At 65.9% G+C, this 15,993-nt stretch carries 11 protein-coding genes; 5 read left to right on the top strand and 6 right to left on the bottom strand.

Annotation, left to right across the window (positions count from 1 at the left end; genetic code table 11):
• Positions 1 to 9: 9 nt before the first annotated feature.
• The 3 genes from RMET_RS03000 to RMET_RS02990 all read right to left on the bottom strand — a co-directional run bounded on the left by RMET_RS03000 (position 10) and on the right by RMET_RS02990 (position 2,077).
• Positions 10 to 468: a (2Fe-2S)-binding protein gene (locus RMET_RS03000; RefSeq protein WP_008643561.1), complete on the bottom strand. Its 459-nt coding sequence runs from the start codon at positions 466 to 468 to the stop codon at positions 10 to 12.
• A 162-nt stretch (positions 469 to 630) separates the two neighbouring features.
• Positions 631 to 1,509 (bottom strand): c-type cytochrome, encoded by an 879-nt coding sequence (locus RMET_RS02995; protein ID WP_011515453.1) that lies wholly within the window; start codon positions 1,507 to 1,509, stop codon positions 631 to 633.
• Positions 1,510 to 1,675: 166 nt separating this feature from the next.
• Positions 1,676 to 2,077: a nuclear transport factor 2 family protein gene (locus tag RMET_RS02990; RefSeq protein WP_011515452.1), complete on the bottom strand. Its 402-nt coding sequence runs from the start codon at positions 2,075 to 2,077 to the stop codon at positions 1,676 to 1,678.
• Positions 2,078 to 2,354: 277 nt separating this feature from the next.
• Here RMET_RS02990 and RMET_RS02985 point away from each other — a divergent pair, with 277 nt between their 5' ends.
• The 5 genes from RMET_RS02985 (at position 2,355) to RMET_RS02965 (ending at position 11,785) form a co-directional block, all read left to right on the top strand.
• Positions 2,355 to 5,720 (top strand): diguanylate cyclase, encoded by a 3,366-nt coding sequence (locus tag RMET_RS02985; RefSeq protein ID WP_011515451.1) that lies wholly within the window; start codon positions 2,355 to 2,357, stop codon positions 5,718 to 5,720.
• Between the two features lie 293 nt (positions 5,721 to 6,013).
• Positions 6,014 to 7,321 carry a dicarboxylate/amino acid:cation symporter gene (locus tag RMET_RS02980; protein ID WP_011515450.1) on the top strand — a complete coding sequence of 436 codons (1,308 nt, stop codon included), beginning with the start codon at positions 6,014 to 6,016 and terminating at the stop codon, positions 7,319 to 7,321.
• A 243-nt stretch (positions 7,322 to 7,564) separates the two neighbouring features.
• Positions 7,565 to 9,337, top strand: coding sequence for a sensor histidine kinase (locus RMET_RS02975; RefSeq protein ID WP_011515449.1), 1,773 nt, complete (start codon positions 7,565 to 7,567; stop codon positions 9,335 to 9,337).
• Positions 9,327 to 10,703, top strand: a complete 1,377-nt coding sequence (locus tag RMET_RS02970; RefSeq protein ID WP_011515448.1) for a sigma-54-dependent transcriptional regulator — start codon at positions 9,327 to 9,329, stop codon at positions 10,701 to 10,703. The genes RMET_RS02975 and RMET_RS02970 overlap by 11 nt, the downstream gene beginning before the upstream one ends.
• A gap of 482 nt (positions 10,704 to 11,185) precedes the next feature.
• Positions 11,186 to 11,785, top strand: coding sequence for a helix-turn-helix domain-containing protein (locus RMET_RS02965; RefSeq protein WP_011515447.1), 600 nt, complete (start codon positions 11,186 to 11,188; stop codon positions 11,783 to 11,785).
• A gap of 102 nt (positions 11,786 to 11,887) precedes the next feature.
• On the opposite strand, the gene RMET_RS02960 is transcribed toward RMET_RS02965, so the two are convergent.
• From RMET_RS02960 to RMET_RS02950, 3 genes are all read right to left on the bottom strand, one after another.
• The gene (locus RMET_RS02960) at positions 11,888 to 12,961 is read right to left on the bottom strand and encodes an ornithine cyclodeaminase (RefSeq protein ID WP_227874136.1); all 1,074 of its coding nucleotides are present in this window, start codon (positions 12,959 to 12,961) and stop codon (positions 11,888 to 11,890) included.
• 39 nt (positions 12,962 to 13,000) lie between these two features.
• Positions 13,001 to 13,879 carry a dimethylarginine dimethylaminohydrolase family protein gene (locus tag RMET_RS02955; RefSeq protein ID WP_011515445.1) on the bottom strand — a complete coding sequence of 293 codons (879 nt, stop codon included), beginning with the start codon at positions 13,877 to 13,879 and terminating at the stop codon, positions 13,001 to 13,003.
• Between the two features lie 156 nt (positions 13,880 to 14,035).
• A complete protein-coding gene (locus RMET_RS02950; protein ID WP_029308389.1) occupies positions 14,036 to 15,829 on the bottom strand; it encodes a chloride channel protein in 1,794 nt (597 codons plus the stop codon).
• Positions 15,830 to 15,993 lie beyond the last annotated feature (164 nt).

The following is a 15,993-nucleotide window of genomic DNA, read 5'->3' as shown; positions in this document are numbered from 1 at the left end:
GTTGGCTCCTCAGGCGATGGCGTGCGCTGCGTCCTTGATGGCCGCGCGAATCCGTTGATAGGTGCCACAGCGGCAGACGTTGCCGGCCATGGCCTGGTCGATGTCGGCGTCAGTCGGCCGTGGTTTGCTGCGCAGCAGACCCACCGCGCTCATGACCTGGCCGTTCTGGCAGTAGCCGCATTGCGCGACGTCGTGCTTGAGCCAGGCGGCCAGCACTGCGCGGCCGACCTTGTCGTCGCCCATCGCCTCGATCGTGGTGATCTTGCTGCCGGCGGTGCCGGAAATCGGCATCACGCAGCTACGCGTGGCCGTGCCGTTGATATGGACCGTGCAGGCGCCGCACGAGGCCATGCCGCAGCCGAACTTGGTGCCAGTCATGCCGAGGTTATCGCGCAGGGCCCACAGCAGCGGCGTGGACGGATCGGCGTCCACCTCCACGGTCTTGCCGTTGATGGTGAGGGAAGTCATCGGGGGAAACTCCTTGGGTGCATTGCCCAGTCGGTTGTTCGATCTACCGCCGGGCCTGGCGACACGGGGGCTGGCCAGGCCGGCAGACCCGAGGAGCATAGTGCAAACGGAAAAAACTTGCGCAGCGCCGCTCACACCGGGCAGCGCGCACCGAAAGCGGGATTATTTCCCGGCGAGGAACAGATACAGCGCATTGAGATCGGTATCGTTCATCTTCGCGAACGCGCCGAACGGCATCACGCGGCTCACCTCGCTGCCATCGGGCCGTTTGCCGCTGCGCATCATGGCGACGAACTGGTCCGCCTGCGGATACGTCTTCATCGCGCCGGACGGGCGCAGGTCGGCGGCGGCCGGCCAGTCGGGCGGCGCCCCGGGGATGTTACCGCCACGCAGCGTGGCGCCGTGGCACCCCTTGCAGGAATTGGCGACGTAGGCGCCGTACTGCGCATTCACGGCAGCCGCGATCGGTGGCGACGGTGGCAGGCTGTGGTCGATCTTCTCGGCCGCATCCTTGACCACCCCGGCGCCGTACAGGCCCTGGATGAACCACGGCAGACGGATGTCGGCCGGCTGGCCGCCCCCGGCAGGAAGGCTGCGGACGTAGGCAACGAGCGCCCCGAAGTCGCTATCGGAAAGCCGGTTGTAGTCCTCACTCGGCATGATCAGCAGCGGACGCCCGGAAGGCGCCACGCCGTGACGGATCGCCAGATCCCAGTCACGCAGCTGATATTTTTCGATGTCGGAGTTGCCCCGCGTGATGTCGGGAGCACGCACGCGCAGGCCATTGGCTTCGTCAAACACCTGTTTGCCCGCGCCGTTGGCACCGTGGCAATCCATGCATCCGCGCGATTCGTAGAGGTACTTGCCGTGCTCAACCGCCCCGGCATCCGTCGGGAAGGTCACCGGCTGCACCGCCACGTCGATCTTGCGCACGAGCTTGCGCCCGCCCCACCAGTACGTGCTGCCCACCGCGATCACCACGAATACGATGAATGCGACCGCCGCCGAACTGGCAATCCGGTAGAAACGTTTGACGTCCATCGGTACCCCCCTCTGAAGCCGCCGGGCTGATTGGAGCGGCTGCGTGCCGGATGTTCCGTGCGCGATGGTACAGACGAAGCGGGATGGTGGCGAGTGGGGGAAGTTGCTCCCCTCTCCCAATGATGGAAAGGATGGGAAAGGGAAGCGCGTCAGCGGGATGACTCGCTCACCCGGCCAGCCCGGCCGGCGCCCGGTCGATGAAGCCGGTCATGCCCTTGAGCCGCCCGTCGGCCGAAACCGTCGCAAAGTCGGTGCCGACCACCAGCGCGGCTTCGCCGGCTGGGCCCAGTTCCCAGGTGAAACGCATGTGCTCGCCATGCGCGTCCACCGGCGTGACGCGGCGGAACTGGAAGCCGGGGAAGCGGGCTTGCACTCCGGCGATCATCGCGTCGATGCCCGCGTGGCCCTCGCCGCGCATCAGCGGATCGACGTAGACCGCTGACTCGGTCCAGGCGCGGCCAATCAGGTCGCGGCGACGGGCTGCGTCGGTTTCGTTCCAGGCGGCGAGATAGCGGTCGGCCAGATCGGTCAGGGCGACGTTGGCGATGTTGGCGGCGATTTCGGTCATGTTGCGCTCCTTGATGTCTGCGGGTTGTGATGCGGTATGTCTGCATGATCGTCGCCCGCCCGAAGCGATGCGATTACGCATGAGGTAATCGCCGCAATTCGCGCCCATACCAAACTTCCGCCGCGGACGCCACCCCAAACAAAGCCTCGGCAAACCCTCTTTATTTCCGCTTGGATTCCACCCGGCGGGAATAAAGTGCGCCATACGCTGGGCAGGGTCCGACCATCGCACCCATACCGGCAATGCCCGGCGCCTGCGCCCCCGGATAGCGAGAAAGATGACGCCTGAGACGGCCGCGACCCGTTCCACCCTCCCAATACCTGTGCCGGCTGCCCGCTGGGGCCTGCTGCTGGCCGCCGTGGGCTACTTCGCGCTGGCGACAGCGGGGATCTGGCTGGGCCGGCAGCCCGGCACCGGCGCCATGCTGTGGATGGGCAACGCCTTCGGGCTGGGCCTGCTGCTGCACCGCCCCCGACAGGAAGCGCCGGCACTGCTCGCGTCGATGCTGGCAGCAGACGTCCTCGCCAACCTGCTGGCCGACCACACGGCTGGCGTGGCGCTGCTGCTGGCCGGGGCGAACCTGCTCGAGATCGGCGGCATGGCCATGCTGCTGCGGCTGATGTCCGGCAGTGGCACCCTCGCACGCACCGGCCCGCTGGCCACCTTCGCGCTCACGATCGGCGTGGCGGCCACGCTCGGGCCGGCCATCAGCGGCGTGCCCGGCGCCGCCGTGCTGGCCACCGCATACGGCACCCAGTTCCCGCGCGTGTGGTGGGCGTGGTGGAACGCCGGCGCCATCGGCATGGTGATGCTGTTGCCGCTTATGGTGTCGATCTCGCGCGAGCGCGTGCAGGCTGCGCTCCGCCGCCCGATGCTGCTCCGCCTGATTGCACTGTTCGTGCTGTGCATGGCGATCGGCACGGGCGCGATCGTGGCCGGCCATGAGCCGTTCGTCGTGATGTCGCTGCCGTTGGTCATTGTGGCGCTGGCCAGCAATCCGTTCGCCACGGCGCTGCTGACACTTGTGTCGGCGCTGGCTCTGGAGGGCATCGCGCATCTGGGCGGCATGCAGTTCCTGGCCTCGCGTGCCACGCCGCTGTCAGGCGCGCTGATCCTGGTCTTCCCGATCTGCATCGCGTTCATGACCGAGCAGAACCGCAATGGCCGGGCCGAGCTGCGCAGTAGCGAACGCCGCTTCCGGCAGGCGCTCGAACATTCGGCCATCGGCATGGCATTGGTCGGGCTCGATGGCAAGTGGCAACTGGTCAATCGCGCGATGATGGACCTGCTCGGCTACAGCGCCGAGGAACTGCGCGACCTGCCGTTCCAGGTCATGACCCACCCCGAGGACCTCGCCGCCGACCTGAGCCAGCTCGACCGGCTCCTGACGGGCGAGATCGACGCATACCGGCTCGAGAAACGTTACCGGCACAAACAGGGCCACTACCTGTGGGCGCTGCTGGCGGTCTCGCTGGTGCGCGACGAGCACTCGGGCGAGCCCCGGCATTTCATCGCCCAGATCGAGGACATTCACACGCGCAAGCTGGCCCAGGAACAACTCGAGGCACAGACCCGCCGCACACAGCTTGCCGTCGAGGCCGGTGGCGTCGGCATCTGGGAATGGGACTTCAATACGGCGGCCATCACGTGGGACGCGCGCATGTATGCGCTGCACGGCACGGATATGGAGCTCGGGCCGCCTTCGCTGGCCGAGTGGATCGCGAAGATCCATCCCGAGGATGTCAGCCGAGTCAGTTCGGAGATGCGCCAGGCCATCCGCGGCGCGCGCCGGTTCGATACCGAATACCGCATCGTTCGCCCCGCCGGCGAGACCCGGCATGTGCGCGCCATGGCCATGATCTCGCGCCACGAGGACGGCACCGCCCACTCGCTGGTCGGCACGAACTGGGACATCACCGAGCAACGCACGCTGACACGCGCGCTGTTCGAGGAGAAGGAACGGCTGCAGATCACGCTGCGCTCGATCGGCGACGCCGTGATCTGCACGGACCGCGTGATGCGCGTTACGTTCATGAACCCGATCGCCGAACAGCTTACGGGCTGGAGTCTGGATGCCGCGATGGGCCAGCCGCTCGACCAGGTGTTCCGCATCGTCGACGAGATCACCGGACTCACGATCCCGAGCCCGGTCGAGCAATGCCTGGAAACGCTGCGCCCCGCCTACCTGCAGGAAGGTGCGGTGCTGCAGAGCCTGACCGGCGAGCGGCACGACGTGCAGGACTCCGCCGCGCCAGTGCTGACCAACGATGGCGGCGTGCTGGGCGCGGTGCTCGTGTTCCAGGACATCACCTCGTCGCGCGCGATGCAGCGCGAACTGGCCCACTCGGCCACCCACGACGCCCTGACCGGGCTGCCCAACCGGGCCTGGTTCGAAAAGCGCCTGCGCGAGGCGTGCGAGCAGGCGCGCCTGCTCGGACACCGCACCGCGCTCTGCTTCATCGATCTGGACCGCTTCAAGATCGTCAACGACACGGCCGGCCACGGGGCCGGGGACGTGCTGCTGCGCGAGCTTGGCTACGTGATCCGCCACCATGTACGCCCCGACGATCTGCTGGCGCGCCTCGGGGGCGACGAGTTCGCGCTGCTGCTCAAGGATTGCAGCATCGACCACGCCGAACAGGTCTGCCAGAAAGTTATCAACGCGATCCGCGAGCGCCGCTTTCCGTGGGAAGGGCGCGTCTATGACGTGGGCGCCAGCATCGGCATTGCCGCGATCGACGCCGACGCGCCACCGGTCAGCGAGTTGATGAGCCGTGCCGACGTGGCCTGCTACGCCGCCAAGGCAGCAGGCCGCAACCGCGTATCGGTCTATCGCCGCGACGAAAGCGATGCCAGGCGCCACCATCGCGAACTCGAGGTGGCGGCGGGCATTCACTCGGCGCTGGAGGCCAACCGCTTCCGCCTGTACGTGCAGGAAATCCAACCGCTGCAGCCCGAGACGGAGCACGCGCGCCACGTGGAAGTGCTGGTGCGGATGGTCGATGAACAGGGCACGCTGATCATGCCCGGCGCGTTTATCCCCGCGGCCGAACGCTACGACCTGATGGGCCATGTCGACCGCTGGGTGATCCGCAACGTGCTTCACCAGTTCGGCGAACGGCTGGCGCGGGTGCCGGATCTGGTGGTGTCGATCAACCTGTCTGCCAACTCGCTCGGTGAACCGTTCCTGCTGCCATTCCTGCACACCACGCTGGAAGATTCGATGCTGCCCGCGGAGCGCCTGCTGCTGGAAATCACCGAAACCGCGCTGATCCACAACATGACCGCCGCCAGCCGCCTGCTGAAGGAGATGCGCCACGCCGGCTGCACCGTGGCGCTGGACGACTTCGGCTCGGGGCTGTCGTCGTTCGCGTACCTGAAGCAGTTCCCGGTGGACTACCTGAAGATCGACGGCAGCTTCATCCGCAACCTGGCCGATAACGTAGTGGATCGCGAGATCGTCAGCTCGATCAACGACATCGGCCACCGGCTCGGGGTGCGCACGGTGGCCGAATGGGTCGAGGACGAAGCCACGCTGTGCGTGCTGCGCGCGATTGGCGTCGACTATGCGCAGGGCTACGCTATCGGCCGCCCCATGCCGATAGAGATTTTCCTGGAGATCTGCGAGAACGCGGAGACCTGACGGGCCTGCCCCGTCCTCGGGTGCCCTCGGCGGCACACCCAGCACTTCCTCTCCCCCTGCGCCGTTCGGAAATCCGAACGGCGTTTTTGCTTCCGCATCCGGATTTCCGAACGGCGCGTACGCATCACTCAGAAAATCCCTTTGTATTCATCCACGTACATCTGTATCCAGATGCAACCGGGCTGGCACGGCTCGTGCGATTTAGGCGCCGCCGTAGGGCACACAAGCGCGGCCGCACCATCCCCAAGAGGAAACACGCGGGCCGCCACAGTACAAAGGAGGATGTACCCACGATGACAAAACGACTGCCAACCCTGATCTTCGTCGCGATGCTGCTAGGCGTGCTCGTCGGCGCTGCCGTGCACAACATGTCGCCGGACGCCGCAACCGCGAAGTCGATCGCCGATCACCTGTCGATCCTGACCGACGTGTTCCTGCGGATGATCAAGATGATCATCGGCCCGCTGGTGTTCGCCACACTGGTTTCCGGCATTGCCAGCATGGGCGACGGCAAGACCGTCGGCCGCATCGGCCTGAAGGCGATGGCCTGGTTCATGGCCGCGTCGATCACGTCGCTGCTGCTGGGCTTGCTGATGGCCAACCTGCTGGCCCCGGGCCACGGCATGAACCTGCCGCTGCCGGCCGCCGACGCCGCGTCGAACCTGAAGACCGGTGCGCTGAACCTGCGCGACTTCATCGCCCACATGTTCCCGAAGAGCTTCGTGGAAGCGATGGCCACCAACGAAGTGCTGCAGATCGTGGTGTTCTCGCTGTTCTTCGGCTTCGCGCTGGGTACCCTCAAGGACGGCGTGGGCAAGCCCGTGCTGGCCGGTATCGATGGCCTGGGCCACATCATGCTCAAGGTCACCAACTACGTGATGGCCTTCGCGCCGCTGGGCGTGTTCGGCGCCGTCTCCGCCGTGATCTCGGCGCAGGGCCTGGGCGTGCTGGTGGTCTACGCCAAGCTGCTGGGCAGCGTGTACGCGGCGCTGGCACTGCTGTGGCTGGCACTGATCGCGGGTGGCTACTTCTTCCTGGGTCGTGACGTCTTCCGCCTGATGCGCACGCTGCGCACGCCGCTGATGATCGGCTTCGCCACGGCCAGCAGCGAATCGGCCTACCCGAAGGTGATCGACCAACTCACGCGCTTCGGCGTCAAGCCGCGCATCACGAACTTCGTGCTGCCGCTGGGCTACTCGTTCAACCTTGACGGCTCGATCATGTACACCTCCTTTGCCGCCCTGTTCGTGGCGCAGGTGTACGGGATCCAGCTTTCGCTGACCCAGCAGATCACCATGCTGCTGGTGCTGCTGGTCACCAGCAAGGGCATCGCCGGCGTGCCGCGCGCCTCGCTGGTGGTGGTAGCCGCCGTTCTGCCGATGTTCGGTCTGCCCGAAGCCGGCATCCTGCTCGTCCTCGGTATCGACCATATCCTCGATATGGGCCGGACCGTGACCAATGTGCTTGGCAATGCCATTGCCACGACCGTCGTCGCCAAAAGCGAAGGCGCGATCGGCGCGCCGGAACTCTCCGAGGAGGCAGACACCTCCGAGGACAGCAATACCGGCCTGACACCCGCTCAGGTCCTGGCGAGCAAGTAAGACATTGCTCCCAGGCGTGCCAGGGCCCGGTTGCCGATCAGGTAACCGGGCCTTTTTTGCTTTTTGGCGGCTGTAACGCCGGGTGTGGTAAAACGTCGCCTTGCCGATGGCTCGCATCACCCGAATGCGTGAAAGCATTCGATAAATGCCTTATACAGCACTCATTGGCGCCCGTATCACCGATTCCGCATGATTGCCCCCCTTGAATCCATCCCCGTTCCCGGCCAGTCCGAGGGCGGCGGTATGCCCTCGCCATGGCGTCGCGTCGCGCCGTTCGTCGCCCTGCTCGCGCTGGCCGCCCTGGTCACGCTGGCCGGGTGGCTCGGCTATCGCTATACGTACGACACCGCGCTGGCCCGCCAGGCCGAGCGCGGCCAGGTGCAACTGCGCCTCTACGCCCAGGCGCTGGAAAGCGAGCTGGCGCGCTACGACTACGTGCCGAGCCTGCTGTCGCTGGACGCGCGGATCGAAGGGCTGCTGCGCGAGCCGGGCGATCCCGCGCACGTGGCGCAAGCCAATGCCTATCTGGCATCGCTGAACATCCGCGCCGGCACGCGCGTGGTCTATGTGCTCGACGCCCGCGGCAAGGTGCTGGCAACGAGCAACTACCAGCGCCCCGACAGCTACCTGGGCGAAGACCTGAGCTTCCGCCCCTATTTCCGCACGGCCATCGACGGCCAGCTCGGGCGCTTCTACGGCGTGGGCACCACGCGCAGCGAATCCGGCTACTACCTGTCCGCGCCGCTCGGCGACCGTGACCGGCCTCAGGGCGTGGCCGTGGTCAAGATCGGCCTCGAACCGCTGGAGAACCGCTGGCAGGGCAACGACAGCCAGATGCTGCTGGCCGACGAGAATGGCGTCGTGATCCTGGCCTCCGATCCATCATGGAAGCTGGCCGCCTTGCGGCCGCTCTCCGCCGACCAACGCGCGAAGCTGGACCGCAGCCTGCAGTACAACCGCGCGCCGTTGGCGCAACTGGAACTGTCCAAGGTCCGCGCGCTCGGCACCGGCCCGGCCGAGGGCGGCGACGCCCTGATGCGTCTGCGCCAGGGCCCGCCAATGCTGGCCCAGCATCTGGCGCTGGCCGGCACGGACTGGAATCTCACTCTGCTCACCAACACCTCGCAGGCACGCGTGGCAGCGCTCAACAGCGCCGCGCTGGAAGCAGCCAACAGCGAACTCGAGCGCAAGGTGGCCGAGCGCACCGCCGACCTGTCCGCCACCAACCAGCAGCTTCATGCCGAAGTGGCCGAACGGATCCGCACCGAGACAGTGTTGCGCCAGGCCCAGGACGGCCTGATGCAGGCCGGCAAGCTCGCCGCCGTAGGCCAGATGTCGGCCGGCATCGCACACGAACTGAACCAGCCCCTGACCGCGCTGCGCACGCTGTCCGGCAACACGGGCAAGTTCCTGGAACGCGGCGACTACGCGACGGTGCAGCACAACCTGGACAAGATCGTCGGACTGGTGGAGCGGATGGGTCGCATCACGGGCGCGCTCAAGTCGTTTGCCCGCAATCCATCGGCCAGCCAGCGCAGTGTGGCGTATCTGGGCGACGCCGTTGAAAATGCGCTGTTCCTGCTGGAAACGCGTGTGGCGGCCGTGGCGCCGCGCATCGAGCGCCAGATCGACGCGCGCCTGGCCGTGGCCTGCGATCCGAACCGCCTCGAACAGGTGCTGGTCAACCTGATCGGCAATGCGCTCGACGCGCTGCGCGACCGCCCCGATCCCCTGCTGTCGTTGCACGCCTACGAAACCGGCGAAAACGGCGGCATGGTGCATCTGACGGTGCGGGACAACGGCCCCGGCCTCTCCGAAGCCGCGTTCGCGAAGCTGTTCGAACCGTTCTTCACCACCAAACCCGCGGGCGAAGGGCTCGGCCTTGGGCTCACCCTGTCGGCCGGCATCCTCAACGAGAACGGCGGCACCCTGACCGCGATCAATCACCCCGATGGCGGCGCCTGCTTCACGCTGGCGCTGCCGCAGGCGCGCGAGACACTTCGCCATGTCGGCTAACCCGATCGAAGCGCCCCTGGACGCCGAGGCAACAAGCCCCGTGCTGACCGTGCTCATCGTCGAGGACGACGCCGACGTGCGGCTCGGCTGCGAACAGGCGCTGCGCCTCGAAGGCATTGCCACACGCGCGGTCGGCAGCGCCGAAGCTGCGCTGCGTGAGGTCGATGCGGGCTACGCGGGCATCGTCGTCAGCGATATCAATCTGCCGGGATCGGACGGCATGGCGCTGCTGCGCGAACTCGCGTCGCGCGATGCTGCACTGCCCGTCATCATGATCACCGGCCACGGCGATATCACGCTGGCCGTGCAAGCCATGAAACAGGGCGCCTACGATTTCATCGAGAAGCCGTTCTCGCCAGAACGGCTCGTGGCCACCTGCCGGCGCGCGCTGGAGAAGCGTCGCCTGGCGCTCGAGGTGGCAGACCTGCGAGCCCGGCTGGCGGGGCAGGAATCGCTCTCCGCGCGCCTGATCGGTCATTCGCCCGCCATCGAGCGCCTGCGCCAGATGATCACCGGCCTCGGCAACACGACCGCGAGCGTGCTGATTCATGGCGAGACCGGCACCGGCAAGGAACTTGTGGCACGCTGCCTGCACGAAGCCAGCGCGCGCCGGGCGCGGCATTTCGTGCCGATCAATTGCGGCGGGCTGCCCGAGCAACTGTTCGAATCCGAGATCTTCGGCCATGAGGCCGGCGCGTTCACGGGTGCGGCCAAACGCCGCATCGGCAAGATCGAACACGCTGAAGGCGGCACACTGTTTCTCGACGAAATCGAGAGCATGCCGATGCAGATGCAGATCAAGCTGCTACGCGTGTTGCAGGAGCGCGTGGTGGAGCGGCTGGGCTCGAATCAGGCGGTGCAGGTCAACGCGCGCGTGGTGGCGGCCACCAAGGCCGATCTGCGCGCGGCGGCCGATGTGGGCCAGTTCCGCGCCGATCTCTATTACCGTCTCAATGTCGTCACGCTGGAGCTTCCGCCGTTGCGAGAGCGCCGGGAGGACATCCCGCTGCTGTTCGAGCACTTCGTCGCGCAGGCCGCGCTGCGATTCGAACGCGAGGCGATTCCGCCCACGCCAGCCGAGATGGCCGGATTGATGGCCTACCCGTGGCCCGGCAACGTGCGCGAGTTGCGCAACCTCGCCGAGCGCCATGTACTGGGGCTGGGATGCCGGCCAGGCGAAGGCGGACACGATATGGCGCCACCTGCGGCCTTGCCGCTGGCGCAGGCGGTAGAACAGTTCGAACGTGCACTGATAGCAGACGCACTGCGCCGCCATGATGGCAATCTGACACGCGCCGGCGAGTCGCTCGGTATTGCCAAGACCACTCTTTTCGACAAGGTCCGCAAGTACGGACTTTCGTCATGAGAATGTGGCAATTTACAAAATGTCGTTTTGATGGGAACTGGCGACCACGCGGGGAGTCTCTGCAATCGTCATGTGAAGAACGTCTGATACATATCGCAACATGATCATTGCACTCACCTGTCCACGCGATCCGCGCAGCGTACGTTAAACGACAAAAGTGTGACCCCAGTCATGACTCTGGCTGTGACGTGTGCGTATCAAGGGGCCATACTAGTGACGTTTTTGCAGAGATGCGATTTGAGGGTGTAGTCAGGTACCAGGCAGCGCAAGACTGCAGGCACCGAAAACGTGCACGGCATCCTGTTGCCGTGGCATGTCAGGTAGCAAATGCAAAAGCAACAAAGACCAGCCGGGGAGCGGGTCGCACGCATCAGGGTCAGTAAAAATTCGACAGCCCGGTATTAAACCGGCGTGGCGTGTCCGAAGGCGCCACGGCGTGCGCGTTGCGCGCCGAGCTGCTGATCGATACTACGGGTGATTGGATGAAACTGGATCCAGAACTGGCTGAAAAGCCATACTACAGCACGCGCACCGCAGCAAAACTCCTGAACGTCTCGTTGGGCACCGTCCAGAAGATGGTCGAACGGGGTGAGCTTGGCGCCTGGAAAACCAACGGCGGCCACCGCCGTATCCACAAGGAAACGGTGCACCGGTTGCTCGCCAGCCGGTCCGCGCCCGACGCGGCGATGGAGCACGACCTCGATCTGCTGGTCTTCCATCCGAACCATGTGGAAGCACAGCGCATCAGCGCGCAGCTTGGCAAATGGTCGTTGCCGCTCAAAAGCCAGGTGCTCGAGGACGTGGTGGACACGGTGATCACGTCGGTCGATTCACGTCCGCGCGTGGTGCTTTACTACGTTGAAGAACTCAATGACGCGCAATCGGCAACGATCGAGAAGCTGCAGAATTTCTTCTCGCGCCAGCACGTGGTCTTCGCGGTAATCACGAACCGCCAGGCCTACGACGGCGTGGCTGACGCGCTCCAGCAATGGGGCATCATGGTGTTCCTCAAGACACCTTCGCTGGAAGAGATCAAGGGATTTCTGCGCGCCCAGCTGATGATGGGACGCGTGGGCGCCTGACCCGCCTGATTCCCGATACGACAACGGCCCCGACGCAAGTCCGGGCCGTTGTGCCATTGGGCGCACCAATTGTCACGGCATGCGCCTGGCGTTGACGATGCCTCAGGCCAGGGCGACTGCCTTCCCGGGAACATCGCTCATCGCACCGGGCATGGCGATATCCGGCTTCATCATCCATCCATAGAGATCACGCGGATCTGGCGGCAAGGCCACGAGCTCGATGAACTGGCCCGCGTGATGCGCGATGGCCGCCGCATGGAGCCAACGCAACGCCGAGTAGTCTTCCAGCGCGAAACCAACGGAATCGAAGATCGTCACGTCATCCGCACTGACACGCCCCGGCACCGCGCCCGACAACACTTGCCACAGCTCACTGACCGGCGCCTCCGGCCACTGCTGGATTTCGCCTTCGATACGCGACTGCGGCGCGTACTCCACCATGATCCGCGCGCGATGCAGGATGTCGACGTGCAGCTCGGTTTTGCCCGGGCAATCACCACCCACGGCATTGAGATGCATCCCCGGCCGGATCATGTCCGGTGTCAGAATCGTAGCGCGGGTCTTGTCCGCCGTTACCGTGGTGACGATATCGGCACTGTCGAGCGCCTCTCGCACCGAACGTGTCGGCACGATGTTCAGCCCCGGCACTGCCGCGAAGTTGCGCATCAGCCGTGCGGTGGCATGCGCGTCGATGTCAAAGGCGCGCACTGTTTCGATACCGAGACCGGCATGGAAGGCCAGCGACTGGAATTCGGCCTGGGCGCCATTGCCGATCAACGCCATGGTCCGCGCGCCGGGCCGCGCCATGGCACGCGCAGCCAGCACCGACGTCGCCGCGGTGCGCAAGGCCGTGGCCAGCGTGAGATCGGCCAGCAGCAACGGAAATCCGGTCTCCACTTCGGCCAGCATGCCGCACGCCATCACCGTTGGCAGCGCGTGTCGCGCGTTGCGCGGATGTCCGTTGACGTACTTGAACGCGAACTGGACACCATCGCTGACAGGCATCAGTTCTATCACGCCCACCGGTGAATGGCTGGCCAGCCGTGCCGACTTCTCGAACGCATCCCAGCGCAGGAAATCCTGTCGCACACAGTCCGCCATCTGCATGATGGCCACCGGAACACCGATGCGCCGCACCAGCGTCGCAACGTCACCCGCATCCAGGAATCGCGTCATCCCGGTTTCTTTCAGTGCGTGCTTCATGCTCGGCTCCTTTCATGCCGCGGCCGCACGCCGCACGGACGTGCTGACGCGGTCCAGACGCAACGTCATGCAATACGCGCCACCGCCCGACATCATGTACGGCGACAGATCCACCTCGAGCACCCGATAGCCGCGACTGCCCAGTTCGGTACGCAGATGCGGCGTGGTGTGCGTCATCACGACGGTGTCGCCGCGATTGACCGCGTTCACGCTGAAGTGCCGCAGGTCGTCCTCGGTGGCCTCGATGCGCTGCGCGGCCGGAACGCGCGCGCGAATCTCTCGCAGCGCGGCAGGACTGAAGGCGGGTGGGTAGTACAGGACTTCGCCGCCGGCCAGGGGGCAGAAGCAGACGTCGAGGTGATAGCTCTGTTCGGTGGCAAGCTCTAGCGCCACGACTTCCTGACCGAAGTGGCGCGCCATCGCATCGGCGGCTTCACGGGAGGAACGTGGTCCGAAGCCGGCCCAGAAGTGGCCGCGCGACGCATCCCAGATGCAGTCGCCCGCGCCTTCCTGATAGCAACCCTCCGGCAGCGTCTCGACGCTATCGAGCAGGCCGCGCGCGCGCAGGTCTTCGAATATCGCAGCGAACGGCGCTTCCTCGCCACGCCGCTGCGGATAGCGAAAACGCGCCAGCACGGCCTTGCCATCGAGCACGACAGCCGCGTTGGCCGGGAACACCATGTCAGGTTGACCCGGCGCGCCTTCCATGACTTCAACCTGAAATCCGGCCGTGCCGAGCGCTTCCCGCAGGGCGTCGAACGACGCCATCGCGCGCCGATGCATGCCACGCGGGTCGCGAGCCCACGCCCCGGGGTCCATCCAGGGATTGATGCTGTAGGAAACGTCGTAGAAGGTGGGGGCTACCAGGAGGATGGTTGGGCGGTCTGTCACGGTGGAGGCTCCTTGATTTCACTCTCGTGTTCGGTGAGTGAATTCTGGTGCCCTCGCACGTCAAAAAACAGCTAACAAACTGACCAAATTGCTATCCTTCGTATCCGATATGTCAAGCATCCATGCACAAAATGCCAGCAGGACAGCCGGATCCTGCTACACGGTGCGGCCAAGCGCCTTTATCGCCATCCCGCGCAACCGCTCACGCTGGGTTTCCTCGTGCAGCACGTGGCTGCTGGGCGCCATCAGGTCGCGCAGCGAGACAATGCCCACCAGCCGCATCGTGATCTCGTCCTCGACCACTGGCAGCCTGGCCACGCTGAGTTCGGCCATGCGTCCGGCAGCGGCGCGACCGGTCTGTGCGGGCAACAGCACGGCCGGACCGGCGTTCGGATTTGCGCCATCGGCAAGCAGATCGCCACAGGTCAGTCCGGCATCGTCGCCGGCATGTGCCGCGACAATTGCCGCGCGCTGGAGCATACCGATCACCCTGCCGTCCCGGAGCACCGGATAGGCGCGATGCGCAGCATGGTCGCCGAAGTATCGCGGCAGCGCCTCGGTGACCGGCAGGCTGGCGTCGATCCACACCACGTCCCGCGTCATCAGTTCGCCCACATGCGCGCGCTCCAGCGGATCGACGCCGTACTCGCGATAGATGTGCAGCCCGCGGCGCGCGATCTTCTCGGTCATGATCGAGCGCTTCATCGTCAGCACCGAGAAACCGTAGGCCACGGCCGTCGTCAGCAGCAGCGGCAACAGTGCCTCGCTATCGTGCGTCAGGCCGAAGGCGAACACGATGGCCGTCAGCGGCGCGCCGAGTACACTGCCAAGCACACCGGCCATGCAGACCAGCGCCCACAGGCCCGGCGATCCGCCCGGCAGCATCGGGGCCAGCACCACGCCAAGCCCCGCGCCAAGCATCAGCAACGGGGCCAGTACCCCGCCCGAAGTGCCCGAGCCGAGCGCCGCGATCCAGATCACCGCCTTCACGGCCAGCAGCGCCACCGCCGCTTCCACGAGCAGCCGGTTGTTGAGCAGGTCGCCGATTACGTCGTAGCCCACGCCGAGCGCGCGCGGCTCGAAATAGCCGCCGATCCCGACCACCAGGCCACCGATGGCCGGCCACCACATCCAGTGCAGGCGCAGATGGTCGAATGCATCCTCGGTGCGATACAGCGCGAGCGTGAGCCCCGCGCCAAGCGCGCCGCACAGCAGCCCTGCCAGCACGCACGAACCGAGCGCCAGTGTGCTGGCCGGCGCGGTCTGCAGCGGAAACAGCGGACCCGCTTCGAACACGAACGGCCGCAGGAACCCGGCCACGGCGCAGGCCAGCGCCACGGGCAGCAGGCTGCGCGGGCGCAGTTCGAACAGCAGCAGTTCGATGGCCAGCAGGACGGCCGCCACAGGCGTGCCGAAGATCGCGGTCATACCTGCGCAGGCGCCAGATACGAGCAGCGTCTTGCGCTCGGCCGCCGTCAGATGCAGGTACTGCGCCAGCAGCGAGGCGATCGAGCCGCCGGTCATGATGATCGGCCCTTCCGCCCCGAACGGGCCACCGCTGCCGATCACGATGCCCGACGACAGCGGCTTGAGCACCGCCACCTTCGGCGACATCTTGCTCTTGCCGAACAGCACCGCCTCGATCGCCTCTGGAATGCCGTGGCCGCGGATCTTGTCGCTGCCATAGCGTGCCATCAGGCCGACGATCAACCCGCCGATCGCAGGCACCACGATCACCCAGGGGCCCAGCGTGTGTCCAGCCGGCGAGCGATCGGCAAACGACAGCGTCTGGAAGAAGAACAGGTTGGTGAAGAAGTGGATCAGGTTGACCAGCACATAGGCGGCGCCGGTGCTGATGGCACCGATGCCTAGCGCGATGGCAGCCAGCATGGGCAGGCGGCCATTGACGGCGTAGTCGCGTTTTTCAACGGTGTGAACTTCCGTATGCATGAGCGGGGGCGGCTTCTTTTCCGGCAGGATTGCCGGTCGGCGGAATATATCACGCCATGATATATTGGCGGGCCTCGCTCCTGTAGCGTGGTACGCTGCGGCGCGCCTCGCGCACAGCAAAGACGCCCCCGTTGCGCCCCCAACGCCCCCAACCGCCCCCGCTT

It is taken from the genome of Cupriavidus metallidurans CH34 (assembly GCF_000196015.1).
GTDB classification, from domain to species: domain Bacteria; phylum Pseudomonadota; class Gammaproteobacteria; order Burkholderiales; family Burkholderiaceae; genus Cupriavidus; species Cupriavidus metallidurans.
This window is presented reverse-complemented; position numbering and strand designations above follow the sequence as displayed.